Annotated in this window: 15 protein-coding genes; 9 read left to right on the top strand and 6 right to left on the bottom strand. The window is 74.7% G+C overall.

What is annotated here, in order from left to right; translation table 11 throughout:
* Positions 1–11 precede the first annotated feature (11 nt).
* Positions 12–1,466 carry an acyltransferase family protein gene (locus FLX08_RS08525; RefSeq protein WP_142617660.1) on the top strand — a complete coding sequence of 485 codons (1,455 nt, stop codon included), beginning with the start codon at positions 12–14 and terminating at the stop codon, positions 1,464–1,466.
* Here the strand turns inward: FLX08_RS08525 and FLX08_RS08520 are convergent.
* Positions 1,387–2,550 (bottom strand): MFS transporter, encoded by a 1,164-nt coding sequence (locus FLX08_RS08520; RefSeq protein ID WP_142617659.1) that lies wholly within the window; start codon positions 2,548–2,550, stop codon positions 1,387–1,389. The two genes, FLX08_RS08525 and FLX08_RS08520, sit on opposite strands and share 80 nt — an antisense overlap.
* A 173-nt stretch (positions 2,551–2,723) precedes the next feature.
* Here FLX08_RS08520 and FLX08_RS08515 point away from each other — a divergent pair, with 173 nt between their 5' ends.
* Both FLX08_RS08515 and FLX08_RS08510 read left to right on the top strand, forming a co-directional pair.
* Positions 2,724–4,223: a vWA domain-containing protein gene (locus FLX08_RS08515; RefSeq protein WP_244312487.1), complete on the top strand. Its 1,500-nt coding sequence runs from the start codon at positions 2,724–2,726 to the stop codon at positions 4,221–4,223.
* 117 nt (positions 4,224–4,340) lie between these two features.
* Positions 4,341–6,128: a DEAD/DEAH box helicase gene (locus FLX08_RS08510; RefSeq protein ID WP_425280617.1), complete on the top strand. Its 1,788-nt coding sequence runs from the start codon at positions 4,341–4,343 to the stop codon at positions 6,126–6,128.
* Positions 6,129–6,163: 35 nt separating this feature from the next.
* Here the strand turns inward: FLX08_RS08510 and FLX08_RS08505 are convergent, their stop codons facing one another.
* Entirely contained in the window at positions 6,164–8,026 is a 1,863-nt protein-coding gene (locus tag FLX08_RS08505; RefSeq protein WP_142617658.1) for a bifunctional copper resistance protein CopD/cytochrome c oxidase assembly protein, read from the bottom strand.
* A gap of 203 nt (positions 8,027–8,229) precedes the next feature.
* On the opposite strand from FLX08_RS08505, the gene FLX08_RS08500 reads away from it, so the two are divergent.
* On the top strand, positions 8,230–8,820 hold the full coding sequence (locus tag FLX08_RS08500; protein WP_142617657.1) for an MFS transporter: 591 nt from the start codon (positions 8,230–8,232) through the stop codon (positions 8,818–8,820).
* A 101-nt stretch (positions 8,821–8,921) separates the two neighbouring features.
* Complete coding sequence (locus FLX08_RS08495; RefSeq protein ID WP_142617656.1) at positions 8,922–9,650, top strand: YcnI family copper-binding membrane protein; 729 nt, start codon at positions 8,922–8,924, stop codon at positions 9,648–9,650.
* A gap of 156 nt (positions 9,651–9,806) precedes the next feature.
* On the opposite strand, the gene FLX08_RS08490 is transcribed toward FLX08_RS08495, so the two are convergent.
* The 4 genes from FLX08_RS08490 to FLX08_RS08475 form a co-directional block, all read right to left on the bottom strand.
* Positions 9,807–11,024, bottom strand: coding sequence for a Dyp-type peroxidase (locus tag FLX08_RS08490; RefSeq protein WP_142617655.1), 1,218 nt, complete (start codon positions 11,022–11,024; stop codon positions 9,807–9,809).
* Complete coding sequence (locus FLX08_RS08485; protein ID WP_142617654.1) at positions 11,017–11,517, bottom strand: copper chaperone PCu(A)C; 501 nt, start codon at positions 11,515–11,517, stop codon at positions 11,017–11,019. Before FLX08_RS08485 ends, FLX08_RS08490 begins: the two co-directional genes overlap by 8 nt.
* A gap of 330 nt (positions 11,518–11,847) precedes the next feature.
* The gene (locus tag FLX08_RS08480; RefSeq protein ID WP_142617653.1) at positions 11,848–12,432 is read right to left on the bottom strand and encodes an MFS transporter; all 585 of its coding nucleotides are present in this window, start codon (positions 12,430–12,432) and stop codon (positions 11,848–11,850) included.
* 187 nt (positions 12,433–12,619) lie between these two features.
* Positions 12,620–13,576: an AraC family transcriptional regulator gene (locus tag FLX08_RS08475; protein ID WP_142617652.1), complete on the bottom strand. Its 957-nt coding sequence runs from the start codon at positions 13,574–13,576 to the stop codon at positions 12,620–12,622.
* 98 nt (positions 13,577–13,674) lie between these two features.
* On the opposite strand from FLX08_RS08475, the gene FLX08_RS08470 reads away from it, so the two are divergent.
* From FLX08_RS08470 to FLX08_RS08455, 4 genes are all read left to right on the top strand, one after another.
* Positions 13,675–14,631 carry an SDR family NAD(P)-dependent oxidoreductase gene (locus tag FLX08_RS08470; RefSeq protein ID WP_142617651.1) on the top strand — a complete coding sequence of 319 codons (957 nt, stop codon included), beginning with the start codon at positions 13,675–13,677 and terminating at the stop codon, positions 14,629–14,631.
* 59 nt (positions 14,632–14,690) lie between these two features.
* Complete coding sequence (locus FLX08_RS08465) at positions 14,691–14,915, top strand: hypothetical protein (protein WP_142617650.1); 225 nt, start codon at positions 14,691–14,693, stop codon at positions 14,913–14,915.
* A 74-nt stretch (positions 14,916–14,989) separates the two neighbouring features.
* Positions 14,990–16,045, top strand: a complete 1,056-nt coding sequence (locus FLX08_RS08460) for an N-acetylglucosamine kinase (protein WP_244312486.1) — start codon at positions 14,990–14,992, stop codon at positions 16,043–16,045.
* Positions 16,042–17,571, top strand: a complete 1,530-nt coding sequence (locus FLX08_RS08455) for a glycoside hydrolase family 3 protein (protein WP_142617649.1) — start codon at positions 16,042–16,044, stop codon at positions 17,569–17,571. The genes FLX08_RS08460 and FLX08_RS08455 overlap by 4 nt, the downstream gene beginning before the upstream one ends.
* The last annotated feature ends 2 nt before the right edge of the window (positions 17,572–17,573 follow it).

Raw genomic sequence — 17,573 nt, 5'->3', positions numbered from 1 at the left:
ACCCTGACCGGATGTTCGTCGATTCAGTGGAAACGAACCGGACCGGTCTCAGGGAGGAGGCGTCACCCGCACGGTCGCAACCGTCGCCGCAGTCGCCGCGGCAGGGATGGCTGGACGCGTTACGCGGCGTCGCCGCGCTCGTCGTGGTGTTCGAGCACTGCCTCGACGGCCTGTTTCCCGAGGTGCGCGCGGGCGCGGGCCAGTGGTTCAACTTCGGCCAGTATGGCGTGCTCGTGTTCTTCCTCGTCAGCGGCTACGTGGTTCCGGTCTCGCTGGAACGGCGCGGCAGCGTCGGCGGGTTCTGGATCACCCGGCTCTTCCGCCTCTATCCCCTGTGGCTCGTCGCCGCGGCGGCCGGGACGGTGTTCGGCGCGGTGGGCGTGTACGCGACGCTGCCGGACCAGTTGGCCGACAATCCGGGCATCTCGGCACTGGCGCATCTGACCATGCTGCAGGACCTCCTCCAGGTGGTCAGCGTCGTCAACGTGTTCTGGACGCTGTCGTACGAGATGGTCTTCTACCTGCTCGTGACGGCGCTGTTCGTGGTGGCGGGCACGCACCGCAATGGCATGCACCGGGTAAGTGCCGTCGGCATGATCGCGTTCGCCGCGGCGGCCGTCACCGTGGGCGGACTGCTCCCGGCGGGCGCGCTGTCGCGGGGCGCCGGCACCGCCCAGGTCGTGGTGATCGCGGCGGTCGTGCTGCTCGCGGCGGCCGCGTCGCTGGCCTCTCGCGGACGGCTGCGCGTGTGGGGCACCGCGGCCGCCGCCGTGCTGGCCCTCGTGCTGCTCGGCGCCAACAGCCGGGTCGGGGCGTGGGAGAGCCTGGCCATCCTCGCGACGATGTTCGCCGGCACCGTGCTCTACCGGCTCGACCAGGGCCAACTCCGCTGGAAGAGGAACGGGTGGGCGCTGGCGTGCGTGCCGGTCGCGTCCGTCGCCGCCGCGTGGGCCTTCGGCCCCGGCTGGGGCATGCCCGACGACCAGGCGCTGGCGTTCACCTGGGGCTGGTCGACGGCCGTCGCGGCGGCCTGGGCCACCTTCCTGGCCGCCCGTTTTCTGCGGCGTCGGCGGATGCCGCGCGCGCTCGTGGGGCTCGGCCTGATCAGCTACTCCGTCTATCTGCTGCATCCCCTCGCCGTGCAGGTGCTCCGGCGGCTGACGACGGACCCGGCCCGCTTCTCCCTCACCGAACGCCTGGCCATGGGCGTCCTGCTGCTCGGGGTGGTGCTCGCCTGCTCGGCGCTGACCTATCGCGCCGTCGAGCGCCCGGCCCAGTCGCTGGGCCGTCACCTGGCCCGCAGGGCGCGCTCCCGAACACTTCCGCCACAGACGCGTACGGCACGGACGCGTACGGCAGAGACGCGTACGGCTGGCCCGGCCGGGGTCAGGCGGCCTGGACGGCCTCCTGAGCCGGGGGCGCGAGCCTGCCCGCGCCCAGCAGGACCGCCAGCAGCAGCACGGTGACCAGCGCGAACGATGCGGGAAGCCCGGTCAGCTGGGCGATCCCGCCGATGGCGCTCGGCGCGACGAACCCCGACGCGTAGCTCACCGTGGCCGCGCCCGCGACGCCCTCGCTCGGCGAGGACCCGGCGTTGCCCGCCGCCGCGAACACCAGCGGGACGACCACGGCGATCCCCACGCCGATCAGCATGAACCCGGCGACCGCCGGCACCGGAGTCCGGGAGACCACGACGAGCAGCCCGCCGAGCGCCGCCAGCGCCCCGCTGCCGCGCAAGGTCGCCACCGGCCCCAGCCGCCGCACCACGGCGTCGCCGCACAACCGGCCCGCGGCCATCATGCAGGCGAAGGCCGTGTACGCCGCGGCGCCCACCGCCTGCGACGCGCCCGCGACCTGCCGGAGGTAGACGGCGCACCAGTCCTGGGCGGCGCCCTCGGCGAACACCGCGCAGAAGCCCACCAGCCCGATGACGAGCACTCCGCGCGGCGGGAGCATGAACGGGGGCGGGGCCGGCTCGTCCTCACCCGCCCGCAGGTCGAGCAGCAGCGGTCCGGCGGCCAGTCCTACGAGGAACAGAACCACCGCCATGCCGCTCAGATGGAGCCGGGCGTCGAGGCCGGCGCTCGCCGCCAGCGTGCCCACGCCGCCGCCCACGAGCGTCCCCACGCTCCACATGCCGTGCAGGCCGGACATGATCGAACGGCCGAGCCGCTGCTCGACCTCCACCCCCTGGGCGTTCATCGCGACGTCGGCGACGCCGGCCACCGCGCCGAACAGCAGGAGCGCCGCGCACAGCAGGGGCAGGTCCGGCGCCAGCGGGGGCAGGGCGAGGAGCAGGCACCACAGGCCGATCGCGAGGCGGGTGACGGCCCGCACGCCGAACCGGTGCGTGAGGCGGCCCGCGGTCGACATCGCGAGGATGGAGCCGACCGCGGGCGAGAGCAGGGCGAGCCCGAGCCCGCCCGGCCCGACCCCGACGTGGTCCTGGATCCAGGGGATGCGGGAGGCGAAGCCGCCGGTCACCGCCCCATGCAGGGCGAAGGCGACCGACACCGCGAACCTGGCCCGTCTCAGCTCCCGAAGATCCACTGTGACACGGTATGCGCTCCGGGACAGATGCGGAAAGTGACTTCTGAGACAGCGGTGACGCACCGGGCCTCGATGATCACGAGGCGGGCACGGTTCGCCCTCACTTGGATGTCCGAGGCGGCCGGCGGACGTCCGGGGTCCGTCCTAGAGGTGGACCGACATTGGAGGCGCACGTGAAGAAATCCGGCCCGATCCTCGCGGCCCTGACCATGATCGCCCTGTTGTTCGTCACCGCCTGTTCCGGCGTGCCGACCGCCTCGGACGCCGGAGCCCGGGCGCCGGTCGCTCCGCCGGGCGTCCCGGACTCCGCCCGGCACGACGACATGGGCGCAGAGCCGTCCTCACTCGACCGGGACGAGGGAGCGCGCAGCGCGGAGGAGCCGTCGACCTTCGCCCTCGACGTCGACACGGCCTCCTACGGCTACGCCCGCCGCGCTCTGGAGGAGGGACGCCTGCCGGATCCGGGACAGGTGCGTACGGAGGAGTTCGTCAACGCCTTCCGCCAGGACTACGCGGAGCCGGAGGGCGACGGCTTCGCCGTCCACATCGACGGGGCCAGGATGCCGGACAAGAGGACCGCCCTGCTGCGCGTCGGCCTGCAGACCCGCGAGCCGGACCCGTCGGTGCGGCGGCCCGTCAGCCTCACCTTCGTGGTCGACGTCTCCGGGTCGATGGCCGAGCCCGGCCGGCTCGATCTCGTGCGCCGGGCGCTGCACACGCTCGTCGACCAGCTCGTGCCCGGCGACCAGGTGTCCATCGTTTCCTTCCGGGAAGAGGCCCAGGTGATCGCGGAGACGACGGCGGTGACACGCCGGTCGGAGCTGCATGAGGCGATCGACATGCTGAACGCCGGGGGATCGACCAACCTGGCGGACGGCCTCGAGACCGGCTACCGCCTGGCGGCCGGCTCCTTCAGGCAGGACGCCACCAACCGCGTCGTCCTGCTCTCCGACGGCCTGGCCAACACCGGTGAGACCGCCTGGCAGACGATCCTCGGCCGGGTGAGCGAGCACGCCGGCAAGAAGATCACCCTGCTGTGCGTGGGCGTCGGCCGCGAGTACGGCGACGAGCTCATGGAGCAGCTCGCCGACCGGGGCGACGGCGCGGCCGTCTACGTCTCCACCGAGGACCAGGTGCGCAAGACGTTCACCGAACGGCTCACCACCACCCTAGAGGTGCGCGCCCGGGACGCCAAGGCGCAGGTGACCTTCAACCCGTCGGCGGTCGAGTCGTACGCGCTCCTCGGATATGAGAACCGCGCGCTGACCTCGGAGGACTTCCGCGACGACAGCAAGGACGGCGGGGAGATCGGCCCCGGCCACTCGGTCACCGCGATCTACCGGGTGCACCTGCGCCCGGGCGCGGACGGCAGGCTCGCCACCGCCACCGTGCGCTGGCTGGACCCCGACACGCGGCGGCCGTCCGAGGCCGACCGGAGCGTCGACGTGTTCGCGCTGGCCCCGGCCCTGTGGGGGAGCGCTTCCGTCCGTCTCCAGGTGGACGCCGTGGCCGCCGACTTCGCCGAGCACCTGCGCGGCCGGTGGTCCGGGAGGAGCGGGACGTGGAGCTTCGGCGAGTTGATCGACCAGGCCGACCGCCTGGCTGCGCGCACCGATGACCCCGCCGTGACCGAACTGGCGACGTTGCTGCGCAGCGCCCGCGACCTGGGCTGACGGCCGGCAGGCGGGCGGCGGCACGCGGCCCGGCACGCCGTGGGACACACGGATACGCCGGGCCGCGTGCCAGGGGCGGCGTTCGGGGTAAGGGCGGAAAGACCATAGGGTCGTCCCGTGCACATTCGCCCCGCCACAGGCCGGGACCAGGAGCAGGACCAAGAGCAGGACCAGGAGCAGGAGATGGTCGTGAACGAGACCGACGAAGGACCCGGATTCGCCGATCTGGCGCTGGGCCCCGAGCTCCTGAAGGCCTTGAACGGTCTCGGTTACGAGGAGCCCACGCCCATCCAGCGGGAGGCCATCCCGCCGCTTCTGGAGGGCCGCGACCTCCTCGGGCAGGCCGCGACCGGCACGGGCAAGACGGCCGCGTTCGCCCTGCCCATGCTCCAGCGGCTGCACGCCGGCCGCCACCCGGTGGCCATGGAGAACGGCGGCGGCGAGCCCGCGGGGCTGGTGCTGGTGCCCACCCGCGAGCTGGCCATACAGGTGTCGGAGGCCATGCACCGCTACGGCCGCGACCTCGGCACGCGGGTGCTGCCCATCTACGGCGGCCAGCCGATCGGACGGCAGCTGCGGGCGCTAGAGCGCGGCGTGGACGTCGTCGTCGCCACCCCGGGCCGGGCGCTCGACCACATCGGCAGGGGCACCCTGCCGCTCAAGGGCCTGCGCATGGTCGTCCTCGACGAGGCCGACGAGATGCTCGACATGGGCTTCGCCGACGACATCGAGGCGATCCTCCAGGACACCCCGGAGGACCGGCAGACCGTGCTGTTCTCCGCGACCATGCCGCCGCGCATCGACGGGATCGCCCGCCGCCACCTGCGCGAGCCGGTGCGGATCAGGATCGAGCGGGAGGCGCCCGCCGCCGGCGAGGCCCCGCTCATCCGGCAGAGCGCCTACATCGTGAGCCGCGCGTACAAGCCGGCCGCGCTGGGCCGGGTGCTCGACGTGGAGGCCCCCACTGCCGCGATCGTCTTCTGCCGCACCCGTGAGGAGGTCGACAGCCTCACCGAGACCATGAACGGCCGCGGCTACCGCGCCGAGGCCCTGCACGGCGGCATGGGCCAGGAGCAGCGCGACCGCGTCATGGGCCGGCTGCGCAGCGGGACGGCCGACCTGCTCGTCGCGACCGACGTGGCCGCGCGCGGCCTCGACATCGAGCAGCTCACCCACGTCATCAACTACGACGTGCCGTCCGCGCCCGAGTCGTACGTGCACCGCATCGGCCGGGTGGGCCGGGCCGGGCGGGAGGGCGTCGCGATCACGCTCGCCGAGCCCCGCGAGCACCGCATGCTCAAGACCATCGAGCGCGTCACCCGCAGCAAGATCGCGGTCGAGAAGGTGCCGACCGTGGCCGACCTGCGCGCCCGGCGGCTGGAGCTGACCAGGGCCGCCCTGCAGGAGAGCCTGATGGAGGACGGCGACCTCGACCGCTTCCGCGTGGTGGTCGAGACGCTCGCCGACGAGTTCGACCTGGTCGACATCGCGCTCGCGGCGGTCAAGCTCGCCCACGAGTCGACCGGCGCCGCCGCGGACGAGGAGGAGATCCCCGAGGTCACGCCGCGCCCGCAGCGGGCCGAACGCGGCGGTCCGCGCGACGACAGGTTCGCCCGCGACGACCGGCGCGGACGGCGCGGGGGCGGCGCGATGAGCCGCGTCTTCGTCGGCGCGGGCCGCAGCGCGGGCGTGCGTCCCCAGGACATCGTCGGCGCGATCACCGGAGAGACCCACGTCAGCGGGCGCGAGATCGGGGCGATCGAGATCGCCGACCGGTTCACCCTGGTCGAGATCCCGGACGCCGCGGTGGACGAGGTGGTCGCGGCGCTGCGCCGCACCACGATCAAGGGCAGGAAGCCGATCGTGCGCAGGGACCGCGACGGCGCCCCCCGAGGCCGCCGCTGACCTTCGCGGGGGCCACTGGGGGCCACCGGGGGCTGTCAGCGGGCGCCCACGGACCTGTCTGAGCGGGTGGCGGCGGCGGTCCTGCGCCGCGCCGCCCGCCAGCGGGCGAGCAGCAGCGCGAGCAGGCCCGCGAGGACGGCGACGGTCACGCCGGTGCCGAGCATCGCCCCCAGCCGCTGGTCGGCCGCCCGGTCCGGCGCCCACGGCAGCGCGAGCGCCGCATACCACTCCGGCGCCTGCGCCGGCCCGGCCAGCACCACCAGGCCCGTCCACGCGCGTACCGCGATCGCCCCGGCGAGCATCCAGGCCCGCACCTGCGGCCGGATCGCGTGGGGGAGCGGGTCCACGCCGACGGCCACCGCGAGGAACAGCACCGCGGTGAGCGTCACCGCCGTCTGCGCGGCCAGCCGCAGGGCGAGGCTCGGCTGGGCGTCCCCGAACAGGCCGGTCAGATACAGCGCCGGATAGGGCAGTGCGTACAGGGCCAGCGCCGTCACCGGGTGGGACAGCGCACGGCCGGCCGGACCGCCGGCGGGGTCCGCGTCGGGACGCACCCGCCGCCACAGCGTCATCGGGGCGCCGAACACGAGCAGCACGGGGCCTACGGCGCCGAGCAGCGCATACTGCGCCGCGTGCGCGGAGAACAGGGCGGGCGCGTACGCCGCCACGCCTCCGGAGGTGGCATAAGCGATCACCGCGAGCCCGGCCACCCAGGAGACGGTCCGCCCGGCCGGCCACCGCCCGCCCTCCCCCGGGGCACGCGACAGCCGCCGTACGCCGGACAGGTACGCCGCGAGGGCGGCGGCCAGCAGGAGCAGCGCGATCGGGTCGGGCCGCACCTCCGTGACGAGCGCGCCCGGGGTGAGGGGAGGCAGGGCGTATCCCAGGGCGTCGTGGTGGTGCGCGGCCGTCTCGGTGGGCGGCGGGGGCGTGCGTCCCAGCGCGACGGCCAGGCCCAGCGTGCCGGCCATCACCGCGATCTCGCCGCAGGCGAGGCGCAGGAACGGCGCGCGGGCGCCGCCGGACTCCATCGTCTCGATGGTCCTGCGCCGGTGCCGCCATCCGAACCAGCCGAGCACCGCCAGCGCGGCGATCTTGGCCAGCACGAGCAGGCCATACCGCGACTGCCACAGCAGCGGCACCGAGCCGAGCCGCACCCAGGCGTTGAGGGCACCGGATGCCCCGACGGCGGCGAAGCAGCCCAGCGCGAGCGTGCTGAAGCGCCGCACGGCGACCGTGAGCCCGGGCGCGGCACGCAGGTGCGCCACGAGGGCGTACAGGCCGCCGATCCACAGCGCGACGGCCGCGACGTGCGCCATCAGGCTCAGGACGGCGAGGTTGTGGTCGGCCGCCGAGGCGGAGTGGCCCACGTACGCCGGGGGCAGCACCGCGAAGAGCGCCACCGCGAGCAGCGTGAGCCGGAGCAGGGGGCCGTCCGGCAGGAGCGTCCCCGCGGCGACCGCCAGGGCCGCGAGCGTCACCGTGAGGAACGCCTGACCCTGCGGGATGTGGAGGAGGAAGGCGGGCAGCGCGCCGGAGCGCAGCGCGTCGCCCGGAGGCAGCCCGAGGAAGTCCGACAGCGTCAGCACTTCGGTGACCGCCGCGCTCGCCGCCCAGCCGAGCGCCCAGTCCCCGGCCGCCCGCATGACGGTCCGGCCGCTGGCAGGGGCCAGCACGACGGCCGCCAGCAGGGTCCCGACCGTGGCGACGGCGCAGACGTCGTGGACGAGCCGCACGACCGGCAGGCCCCAGGTGGTCAGGGCGCCGGGGGAGGGCAGCCCCTGGATCGCCGGTTGCGGTCTGCCGCCGCCGAACCACAGGGCGAGCCCCAGCAGGGCGAACGCCGTCGCGGCGACGGCGGGGACGACCACGCCGCGGTGGCGCGGGGGAGGTGTCATCGTCGGCGTCCTCGGCTCGTAGATCACTTGCGAGTATGGCCGAAAGGTCGTTCTGAGGGGAGCCCCCACGGCAAGATCGGCCGAAACTACTCGATGTCGGACTGAACCGACATGTCCGGCTGAAGTGGTCAACCCCCCTTTCGTGGCCGTGACCGGCGGCGGACCGGCCGAGATCGCCGGGGGTGTGAGACAATCCCCGCGTCATGCGCGCCACGCTCTCCTTCCGGCTCGCGCGGTCGGCCGCCTTCTCCGCCGTCTGCGTGCTCCTCGCGGTCGGCGCGCACCGGTTCGCCGGGGGAGGCGGGCCGACGCCCGCCGCGCTCCTCACGGGGATGCTCACGGTGACGGCCGGCGCGGCCGTCGCGGCGGGCCGGGAACGGTCACCCCAGGCGATCATCGGTCTGCTGGTCGGCGCCCAGGCGTTCCTGCACGTCCTCCTCGACCTGACGGGGTCCGGCGCGGCGTCGCACCCCACCTGGCACGGCGGCCTGACGGCGCAGACCGGCATGCTCACCGCCCACCTCACCGCGGCGCTGCTCACCGGATTGTGGCTGTCGCGCGGCGAGGAGGCCCTGTGGTCCGTGCTGCGCGCCGCCGGCGCCGGGGCGGTCCGCTGCCTGCGGGCGGTGGCCATGCCGGCACGTGCGCTGCTAACGCTGTGGGGGGCCGGCCTCGCGGGCACCGGACGTCCCCGCCCGCCCGCGGCGCCGGGCTCCATGCGTGCCCCTCGCACCGCGGGCGTGCTGCGGCACGCGGTCGTCCGCCGCGGGCCGCCGCTTCTCCCCGTCTCCTGAGCTTCACGCGCGAGCGACGCGTATCCCCCGTGGGACCCGTGTGTCCCCACAGGGCCATGCTCGCGCGCCTCCGTAATCTCGCAGACGACTGGAGAACCCCCATGACCTCGTACGCCCGTCGTGCGGCCACCGTCACCGCCGGTGCCCTCGCGCTCACCATCGGTCTCGCCGTGCCCGCCCTCGCCCATGTCACCGTCAACCCCGGCACCGCCGTGAAGGGCTCCTGGACGAAGCTCGCCTTCCGCGTGCCCAACGAGCGTGACAACGCCTCGACCACCAAGGTGGAGGTCGACTTCCCCACCGACCACCCGCTGCCCTTCGTCTCGGTCCGCCCGGTGCCCGGCTGGGACGTCAAGCTCACCCGCGGCAAGCTGCCCAAGCCCGTGGTCTCGGACGCCGGCGACACGATCACCGAATCGGTGCTGAAGATCACCTGGTCCGGCGGGAAGGTCGAGTCGGGCCAGTTCCAGGAGTTCGAGGTGTCGGTCGGCCCGCTGCCGAAGACCGTCGACGAGCTGGCGTTTCCCACGGCCCAGACCTACTCGAACGGTGAGGTCGTCACGTGGGCGGACCCGGCGAAGGCCGACGGCTCCGAGCCCGAACACCCCGCGCCGACGCTCACGCTGGTCGCCGCCGAGGAAGGGGAGGACGCCGAGGACGGCGCCGCCCCCGCCTCGCCGGCCGCGGCCCCCGTCGTGGCTGCCGTAGCGAGTGACGAGAACGAAGGCGGGAACAACGCTCTGGCCCTGGTGCTCGGCGGCCTCGGCCTCGTCGCCGGACTGGTCGGGGCCGGGGCGGGCATCACCGCCCTGCGCCGTTCGCGCGGCTGACCTGCACCGCCGCCACCCGGAACCCCTTCCGGGCCGGCTGACCCACCGCCGCCGGCCCGGGGCTCTTCCAGGTCGGCGGCCACTACACGGGAGCCCCTTACCCGGCCGCGCGGCCGGGTAAGGGGCTCCCTTCTCCTGAGCGAACCCGGCGGCCGGTCAGGACAGGAGGGTCTCGCCGATCCAGCCGTCCGGGGAACACCCGGGCGGCACGGCGAAGACGGCCGACCCGATGGGAGTGATCCACTGGTTCAGCAGATCGACCTCCGCGAGCCGCTGCTGGATCGGGACGAACTGCCGCGCCACATCGGCCTGATAGGACGCGAACAGCAGACCGGCGTCCGGCCGCCCCTCCGGGCTGAGGCCGTCCTCGTAGTTATAGGCCCGGCGCAGGATGCGCATGCCCGGGTCGGCCACCCGGGCCCGGCGGATGTGCGCATACTCGGAGATCACCGGCAGGCCCGACGGCCCGGCCGCGGCGAAGTCGGGCTCGTCGGCCTCGGCCCGGCCGGTCAGCGGTGCGCCGCTGTCCAGCCGCCGCCCGACGCTGAACTCCTTGGCCGCCCGGTCCGCGGCGTCCCATTTCTCCAGGTCCATCCGGATGCGGCGGAGCACCAGCGTGGTGCCGCCGCGCAGCCACCCGTCGCGCACCCACACGGCCCGGTCGAACTCCGGCGACCCCGGCCGGGGGTTGACCGTGCCGTCGAGCTGGCCCATCAGGTTGCGCTGGGTCGTCCCCGGCGCGCGCACCTGCGGGCTCTGCCGGAATCCGTGCTGCGTCCACCGTACGGTCGCGAACGAGCGGGCGTCCCTGACGAGCACCCGCAGCGCGTGCGCCAGCGTGACGCGGTCGTCCGCGCACACCTGGACCATCAGGTCGCCGCCGCTCCAGCGAGGCTGGAGGGCGTCGACCTTGAACGCCGGCAGCGGCCGTGGCGCGAGATGCCCGGCCCCCGCCGCCTCGAACAGCCCGGCGCCGAACCCGAACGTGACGGTGAGCCGCGCGGGCAGCAGCGCCAGCTCGGCATCGGTGTCGGCGAGGGCTGGCTCGCCTCGCGTCAGCCGCCGGGCGTCGTCGGTGAGCAGCCGCATCAGGCGCGTGAGCGCCGCGCGGTCGGTGCCCGGCCGCAGGTCGAACCCGGCGAACACCGCGAAGGTCTGCGGAGACGTCGCGACGCCCGCCTGGTGGACGCCGTGGAAGGGTTCGACGGCCGCACCGCCGGGGAGGGGCTCCTGCTGCCCGGCGGGTGCGCGCCCTGCCGCGTCCGGTGCGGCGGAGGCCGGGGCACAGGCCGCCGCCGCGGCGGCGACGGCCCCGCCCGCGAGCAGGCCGCGCCGGGTCAGCCGCCGTCCCCCGGGGAGTCCGCGCTCACTCATGAGGGGCGTAGGACTCGTTGGCGCCGGCGAAGTCCTTGGCCACCGCGGTGAACGACACGGTCCTGCCGTCCCTCAGGGTGAGCGTGAAGGGCACCTCCGTGCCGGGCTCGATGGCCGTGCGCACGTTCATGAGCATGATGTGGTCGCCGCCGGGCTGGAGCACGTGCCGGCCACCGGCCGGGATCACGATCCCGTCCTCCTTGCGGCGCATGGTCGTGGTGCCGCCGTCTCCGACGACCTCGTGCAGCTCCACGGACGGGGAGACGGGAGTGCTCGCCGCGACGACGGTCACCGCCTCGCCGGTCGTGTTGACGAGTGTGGCGAAGGCGGCGCTCATGCCGGAGCGGGCCGTCTTCACCCACGGATCGGCGACCGACAGCGGGGCAGCCGCCGAGGCCGGGACCTGCCCCTCGGCTGGCGCGCAGGCCCCTGCGGCCAGGAGGGCGGCCAGCGCCGCCGGAAGCATGCGGTTTGTGATGGTCGTGATGGTCATGCGGAAGCCTTCTCTCGGTCGTCCGGCGGGGGCATGCGGGCGGCGTCCCCGTGCGCGTGCGTCGGCCGGGTCGCGCAAGCAGGTCGTGCGAGGCAGACCAGGCGCGGCAGACCATGCGAGACAGACCAGGCGCGGCAGGGCATGTGCGGCGGCCACGCGAGGCAGGCCGTGCGCGGCGAACCGTGCGGGCCGTCCCCGGCGATGCAGGGCAGCCCGGCATGACCGGCCGCCGACGCCGAAGGGGCATGCGCGCGGGCATGCTCCACCGGAAAAGATCACTGACGACGCTCCGGGCCGTACACGGCCGGGAGCGGGGTGAGGAGGGCCGTCTCAGGCGGACGGCTGGAGAAGGCCCGGCGGGCCGCGCCGGGTGACGCAGTGACGCGGCGCGAGGGAGCACGGCAGGTGCGGCTCGTCCGGATGCGGCGACGCGGGCGGCGCGAACACCGGCGGTGCCGGATCGGCCGCGATCCGCGTGAGGCGTACGGCGAGCCGCCGCAGCAGCGCCCACAGGGCGGCCTCGCCCCTGGCCAGCCACACCGCCGTGAGCACCACCGCCCAGCCGTGGCCGAGCAGCATTCCGATGCCCGGCCCGGCATGCGGGTGGCCGGCCACGGCCTGCCCCGTGAGCACATACCCGGACAGGACATACGCGGTGGACGTCATGGGCGCCGACAGGGCGAACAGCACGTGCAGCACGACCTGGAGGGCCGCGAGCAGGGGCAGGATCGCACGCAGCGTCCGCTCCCCGCCCGACAGGGGCAGCGCGGCGGCGAAGACCGCCGGCAGGCCCAGTGCCAGCGCACCCGGGGCGACCGTGCCGCCGTTGAACAGGTGCGCCACCACGCCGAGGCCGAGGCACACCGCGGTGAAGGCGGCGGCTCGGGCGAGGCGGAGAGGCGATGTCACCGGCATGACACAGCCAATATCGCATGCCGGGTGCCCGGTCCCCGTTCCGGCAGACCGTGTCGCCCAGCGCAGGCCGGGGCACCCGCACCGGGCTGGGGTGCCTGTCATGGGCCGGGGCGCGGGCGGGGATCGTGTCGCTCGCGGACGTCTGCTCCTCGGTCGTCCAGGCCTCCGCGCCTGCGGCGAGGCCGGTTCAGCCGGCCTGGGACGCGGGGCTCGGGGCGGCCTCGACGGTCGCGGCGCCCGCGCACCGCCGGCGATACTCCCGCGGCGAGTTGCCGGTGACCCGCTTGAACGCGGTGCTGAGGGCGCTTTCCGAGCCGTAGCCGACGGCGAGGGCGATCGTGGCGAGCGTGTCGTCGCCGGTGCGCAGGCGCTGGGCGGCGAGCTCGATCCGCCAGCGGGTGAGGTAGTCCAGGGGACCGAGGCCGACCGTCTCCTTGAATCGCGCGGCGAGGGTGGACCGGGACACCGCACCGGCCGATGCCAGCTCCGCGACGGTCCACGGGTAGGCGGGCCGGGCGTGCATGGACCGCAGGGCCGCCGCGACCACGGGGTCGGCGAGACCGGCGAGCCATCCCGACACCGCGCGGGGCTCGCGGGCGAGATGCAGGCGCAGGACGTGGATGAGCATGACGACGGCGAGATGCTCGGCCACGAGCGTCGAGCCGATCGGCCGCCCCCGCAGCTCGGCGTCGATCTGACCGAGGGCCCACCGCACCGCGCTCGCCTCGCCGGTGTCCGCGGGCACGTGGATGACCGGCGGCAGCCCGTCGAGCAGGAGCCCCCGCGCGCGGTCGCCGAACGAGAAGCGGCCGCCGACGAGGAACGTGTCCACGCCGCCGCCGACATGGGGGAGCCCGTCTCCCGCGGCCGTCCAGAGAGGCTCGGCGTCGACCGGGACGGCGTGAGGATCGCTGAAGAGCGTGAAGGCGAGGGGATGCGTCAACAGGAAGCAGTCGCCCTCCTCCAGAGCGATCGGGGCGGTGAGGCCCTCGACGCTCAGGAAGCACCGGCCGCGCCGGAGGGTGTTGAACTTCACCCCGTCCGGCGGATCGAAGCGCACCGCCCAGCGGCCGCCCGCCGTCATTCCCGTGGACAGGTGCGCTCTGGTGCCCAGCAGCGCGAGCACGTCTTCGAGCGGATCCATCTGCTTCCCCCGGGCGATTCGAGACGAGTGGACGACCGATAAAGTTCTGCGGACTTTCCAGCATAGATAGTCCGGATCGGTTCTCCTAGCGTGGCCTCATGAACAGCGAAACGACTCGCATCACCACTCCGTTCCACTCTCACGCCACGGCCGAAGAGGTCATCAAGGGGGTGGATCTGTCCGGGCGGCGCGTCGTCGTCACCGGCGGCTCCTCCGGCATCGGCACCGAAACCGTCCGCGTCCTGGCCGCGGCCGGCGCGGAGGTCACCATCGCCACCCGCGATCCGGCCGCGGGGGCGCGGATCGCGGCGACCTTCGCCGGCGCGCCCGGAACCGTACGGTCGGCCGCGCTCGACCTGGCCGACCTGTCATCGGTCGCGGCGTTCGTACGGGACTGGAGCGGCCCGCTCGACGTGCTGGTCGCCAACGCCGGGATCATGGCGCTCCCGGTGCGCCAGGTCAACGCCCAGGGCTGGGAGCTGCAGCTCGCGACGAACTATCTCGGCCATTTCGCCCTCACTCTGGGCCTGTACGACAGCCTGCGGGCGGCGGGCCGGGCGCGGATCGTCGTCGTCAGCTCCGGGGCCCATCTCGCCGCGCCGTTCGACTTCGACGACCCGCAGTTCGAGCGCCGGCCCTACCATCCGTGGACGGCCTACGCGCAGTCCAAGACGGCGGACGTCCTGCTCGCGGTGGGCGCCCGCCGGTGGGCGGCCGACGGAATCACGGCGAACGCGCTCAACCCCGGCTGGATCCTCACGAACCTCACTCGCCACATGGACGAGGCGTCGATGCGCGAGATGGGCGCGATCGACGAGAACGGCGAGATCATCCCCCAGCCCTACCTCAAGACGCTCGCGTCGGGCGCGGCGGTATCGGCGCTCCTGGCGGCCTCGCCCCTGGTGGAGGGCGTGACCGGGCGCTACTTCGAGGACAACCAGGAGGCCCCGCCCGCCGTCCCCGGGATCCCCGGCGGCGTGGCGGCCCACGCGCTCGACCCGGACGCGGCGGATCGCCTGTGGGACTACGGGAGCGCCGTGATCGCAGCGGCTTAGGAAATGTGCCGTTTGGGCACTTCAAGAGGTATCGGGGGGCGTGTTCGATGGGGGGGACCATGGCTGTATCGGCAGACCTGGCGAAGCTGCTCGACCGCGAATACGAGGACATGACCCTTGAGGAGATCGTCAAGGCGCCGGTGGAGGCGCTGGCCGGGGTGAGCGCGGAGGACGCGGAGCTGCTGAAGAAGGCCTTCCACATCAAGACCGTGGGGGACCTGGGCCGCAACAAGTTCTTCCGGGCGGCCACCGCACTCGTCGATCTCACCGACAGCAAGAAATAACCGGGCATCCCGGCCGTTGTAGAAGATTTCCATCGCCTTATAAGTTGATGGAAGGTATCTACAAAGGAGCGGCCGTGGGGGCTCTGTTCGTCGGGGTGGACGGGGGAGGCACCAGCACGCGCTGCGTCGTGGTCACGGAGTCGGGCGAGATCGCCGGGCGGGGACGGGCCGGCGGCGCCAACGCGATCTCGGTTCCCGACCCGGCAGCCAACCTGCGCGCCGCGCTGCTCGGCGCGCTCGAGGGCCTCGACCCCGCGCGGGTCGCGGGCGGCGTGTTCGGCCTGGCCGGAGCCGCCCGCGCGGCCGAGTCCGCGGAGCGGGCCTGGCGGGAGGCGGGGCTCGCCGGGCGTCCGGGGGTGGTCGCCGACGTGCTCGTCGCCTTCACCGGCGCCACCGATCATCCGGACGGCGCGGTCCTGGTGGCCGGCACCGGCGCGATCGGCGCCCGCGTCCGCGACCGCCGCATCGTGCGGCGGGCCGACGGCCTCGGCTGGCTCCTGGGCGACGAGGGGTCGGGCGTGTGGCTGGGCCGCAGGGCCGCCGCCGCGGCGCTGAACGCGATCGACGGCCGGGGCGCGCCCACGGTGCTGGTCGCCCGGGTGGCAGAGGCCGTCCTGGGGCCGGGGGTGGCCGGCGACGACGACGGGCCCGCGCTCACCCAGGCCCTGGTGGCGGGCGTGTACGCGCGGGTCGCCGAGTCGGGGCCCGCCTGGCTGGGCACGCTCTCGCCCGTGGTGGACGCCGCCGCCCGCGAGGGTGACGAGGTGGCGCGCGGCATCGTCGCGGAGGCGGCCCGCGGGCTGTGCCGTACGGCACGGGTCGTGACGGGGGAGGGCGACCGCGGGAGGGGAGCGCAGGCGGAGGGCGGCCCGGACCAGACAGGCACGGGGCCCGAGATAGACACGGGGCCCGAGATAGACACGGGGCCGCTGGTGCTCGCGGGGTCGCTGCTGACCGAGCCGACCGAGCTCGCCCACCTGGTCCGGGCCGAGCTGGGCAGGCGGGCCGTGCTGGTGCGCGCCCGGGACAACGCGGCGGGCGCCGCCGCGCTCGCGGTGCGGGCCGCCCTGCCCGGCGACCCCCGTGCCGCCGAAGCGCACCGCGTGCTGATCGGGCAGGAGGTCGCATGATCGGCGGCGAGCTGGACCGGATGGCGATGGCCGTGCTCCAGCCCGGTTTCGAGGGCACCGAGCCGCCCGGGTGGCTGCGGCGGGCGCTCGGGGAGGGGCTGGGCGGCGTGGTCCTGTTCGCGCGCAACATCGCCCGCGACGTCACCCGCGACGGCGCTCGTGACGGCGCCCGTGACGGCGACGCGTTCGCCGGGACGGCCGCCCTGGTCGCCGAGCTGCGCCGGGAGCGGCCGGACGTGGTCGTCGCCGTGGACGAGGAGGGCGGCGCCGTCACCCGGCTGGAGGCCGCCACCGGCAGCTCGTGGCCGGGGAACATGGCGCTGGGCGTGGCCGGCGACGAGTCGCTGACCCGGCGGGTGGCGCGGCAGATCGGCCGGATGGTGGCCGCCGCCGGCGTCACCCTCGACTACGCCCCCGTGGTGGACGTCAACGCCGACCCCCGCAACCCCGTCATCGGCGTGCGGTCCTTCGGCTGCGAGCCCGAGGAGGTCGGCCGCCACGGCGCCGCGTGGATCGAGGGACTGCAGAGCGCGGGGGTGGCCGCCTGCGCCAAGCACTTCCCCGGCCACGGCGACACCGTGACCGACTCCCACCTGGCGCTGCCCGCCGTACGGGCCTCCCGCGAGGTGATCGAACGGCGCGACCTGCCGCCGTTCCGGGCCGCCATCGCGGCGGGGGTGCGCGCCGTGATGTGCGGTCACCTGCTGGTCCCCGCCGTCGACACGCTCCCCGCGACGCTGAGCCGGGAGGTGATGACCGGCCTGCTGCGCGAGGAGCTGGGGTTCGACGGGCTCGCGGTGACCGACGCGATCGAGATGCGCGCGGTCGCCGCCCTGCACGAGCCGGGCGAGATCGCGGTCCGCGCGCTGGCCGCCGGGGCCGACGCGATCTGCGTCGGGGTGTCCTCGGCCAGGGGAGAGAGCGTCTACGCGCTGCGCGACGCGATCACCCGAGCCGTCCGCGAGGGACGGCTGGCGGAAGAGCGCCTGGCCGAGGCGGCGGGCCGGGTGCGCGACCTGGCCGCGTGGTACGACGCGCAGGCCGAGGCCAGGGCCGCCGTGGCCCGCGACGCCGACGAGGGCCTCGGCCTGGCGGCGGCGACGGCCGCCCTGCGCGCCACCCCGGCCGACCAGGCGGTGACGCCGCTGACGAAGGCGCCGCTGGTGGTGCATCTGGCGGCGCGGCCCAGCCAGGCCGTCGGCCGCGCGACCCCGCTGAAACTCGGTCAGGCGATCGAGGAGATCCTCCCCGGGACGGTGACGGCCGAGGTGGACGAGGACGGGCGCCTGCCCGACCTGAGCGAGACGGCGCGCCCCCTCGTGATCGCCGTCCACGACGCCGTACGGCACGCCTGGATGCGGCGGCTCCTCGACGACGCGCTGCGGGCCCGCCCGGACGCGGTCGTGGTGGAGACGGGGGTCCCGGGACCGCCCGCCGGGCGGCTGTATCTCGCCACGCACGGCAACTCCACGGCCTCCGCACGGGCGGCCGCGCGCTGGCTCACCGGCGGCCTCCGACCCTCCTGATG

Origin of the sequence: Microbispora hainanensis (genome assembly GCF_006874475.1) — a bacterium.
Lineage (GTDB): Bacteria > Actinomycetota > Actinomycetes > Streptosporangiales > Streptosporangiaceae > Microbispora > Microbispora hainanensis.
This window is presented reverse-complemented; position numbering and strand designations above follow the sequence as displayed.

What these genes read in the sequence shown, in the direction of transcription:
- FLX08_RS08525 (WP_142617660.1), top strand. Translation starts at nt 12, where the DNA reads ATGTTCGTCGATTCAGTGGAAACGAACCGGACCGGTCTCAGGGAGGAG.
- FLX08_RS08505 (WP_142617658.1), bottom strand. Translation starts at nt 8,026, where the DNA reads ATGACACCTCCCCCGCGCCACCGCGGCGTGGTCGTCCCCGCCGTCGCC.
- FLX08_RS08500 (WP_142617657.1), top strand. Translation starts at nt 8,230, where the DNA reads ATGCGCGCCACGCTCTCCTTCCGGCTCGCGCGGTCGGCCGCCTTCTCC.
- FLX08_RS08495 (WP_142617656.1), top strand. Translation starts at nt 8,922, where the DNA reads ATGACCTCGTACGCCCGTCGTGCGGCCACCGTCACCGCCGGTGCCCTC.
- FLX08_RS08490 (WP_142617655.1), bottom strand. Translation starts at nt 11,024, where the DNA reads ATGAGTGAGCGCGGACTCCCCGGGGGACGGCGGCTGACCCGGCGCGGC.
- FLX08_RS08485 (WP_142617654.1), bottom strand. Translation starts at nt 11,517, where the DNA reads ATGACCATCACGACCATCACAAACCGCATGCTTCCGGCGGCGCTGGCC.
- FLX08_RS08480 (WP_142617653.1), bottom strand. Translation starts at nt 12,432, where the DNA reads ATGCCGGTGACATCGCCTCTCCGCCTCGCCCGAGCCGCCGCCTTCACC.
- FLX08_RS08475 (WP_142617652.1), bottom strand. Translation starts at nt 13,576, where the DNA reads ATGGATCCGCTCGAAGACGTGCTCGCGCTGCTGGGCACCAGAGCGCAC.
- FLX08_RS08470 (WP_142617651.1), top strand. Translation starts at nt 13,675, where the DNA reads ATGAACAGCGAAACGACTCGCATCACCACTCCGTTCCACTCTCACGCC.
- FLX08_RS08465 (WP_142617650.1), top strand. Translation starts at nt 14,691, where the DNA reads ATGGCTGTATCGGCAGACCTGGCGAAGCTGCTCGACCGCGAATACGAG.
- FLX08_RS08455 (WP_142617649.1), top strand. Translation starts at nt 16,042, where the DNA reads ATGATCGGCGGCGAGCTGGACCGGATGGCGATGGCCGTGCTCCAGCCC.